The sequence below is a fragment of the Streptococcus mitis genome, assembly GCF_019929545.1.
In the GTDB taxonomy this organism is placed as follows: Bacteria; Bacillota; Bacilli; order Lactobacillales; family Streptococcaceae; genus Streptococcus; species Streptococcus mitis_BU.
Genome location: NZ_JAHZPT010000059.1, coordinates 1 through 1,370, shown reverse-complemented (window position 1 = coordinate 1,370; position 1,370 = coordinate 1). Strand labels below are relative to the sequence as shown.

The following is a 1,370-nucleotide window of genomic DNA, read 5'->3' as shown; positions in this document are numbered from 1 at the left end:
AATGTGCCAACTAAATGAGACACATACAGTTGATTTTTTCTTTTGTGATAAGAGTGGAGTTTTTAGAGGTGCCCTAATGTAATAAATTATAAAATTTAAGGACTGGTTTCATTATGTTTAAAAAAGAGCAAAAAGAAAAATTTTCTTTTCGTAGGTATAAGAACGGATGTACTGATTCTAAATTAATTGGTGCGACTGTTTTAGCTGTAGGGATTGGTTTGTCTGTTGGAGCAAATGCTGTTCAGGCTGACGTTGTATCTAGCAATAACAGCTCAGCAACTTTGGTTAGTGACACAGCGAAGGTTTCGTCTGCATCATCAGCTACATTTAGAGATGATGAGAACCCCTCTAATGTCGTAAAAGTAGATGCAATATTAGATAAAGATGTTGCTGAACCAACAAAAGCAAATAAAAGCGTTGGAGAGTCTGATGGTGCAGACGTATTAAACTTAAAAGCAGAAGCTACTGTAAATTACAAGTTAGATTCTGATGGATCTGTTTTGAAATCAGAAAAGGTTCAGCTTGGTTCTGGGACTGTAACGACTCCTTATGATAAAAAAGGACTTGCTTACGATACGGACGGTAAGAACTATCGTGAATCTGTTGTAGAAAAAACAGGTAGTTCTTTATCAGATGCAACAGGCAAAGAAAAACAAATTAAAGCAAACGGTAAAACTTATGAATATGTTCGTTCAGAGCTAGAAGGAACTAATAGCTTTAATTATGATAAGACTAAGTTCAATAATATTGAAGCTGCTGTATCTCCAGAGGGATTGCAAAATAAAGCTGGGGAAGTTGATTACACTAAGCTGACTGGTAAGGTTTATATTGTTGAAGAAACTGCAGATGGCCAATACGGTAAATATGTGGTTGCTGACAGTGTTGCAAACCAGGACGTAGCTGTAGCAACATGGAAGAATGGTTTGTCTACTGCAAAAGATTTTACAAAAGAAAATGTAACTCTTAAAAGTGGCGATTCAATTCTTGTTCTTGATAAAGATACTTACGCAGTAGGGTCAAATGCTAAAAAACACATTAAAAAGATTGAAATTAATAGAATTGAAACAGAACCGATTCCTCCCGCTACAGGATATGCGACCGTAAAAGGTGAACGTTTGTTATCTGATGGAACTATCATCAATTATGCGATTGGAACAGTTTCATCTGATGGAATAATTTCATCTGGAACTAAATTTAAAGATTCTTCAAGTGATTATGAGTTAGGAACTGGAGACGATACTGAAGAATTGCTTGAAGATGGCGCTTTTTTGAAATTTGACACAAACGATAAAATTAAAGGGCACCTCTAAAAACCTATCCAATGGACACCAAAATATGAGATAATAGCCTTATCATAAGATGAGGTTATT

Annotated in this window: 1 protein-coding gene; it reads left to right on the top strand. The window is 35.4% G+C overall.

The window, feature by feature from the left end; genetic code table 11:
* The first annotated feature begins 113 nt into the window (after positions 1-113).
* Positions 114-1,310 carry a hypothetical protein gene (locus K1I71_RS09480; protein WP_223330852.1) on the top strand — a complete coding sequence of 399 codons (1,197 nt, stop codon included), beginning with the start codon at positions 114-116 and terminating at the stop codon, positions 1,308-1,310.
* The last annotated feature ends 60 nt before the right edge of the window (positions 1,311-1,370 follow it).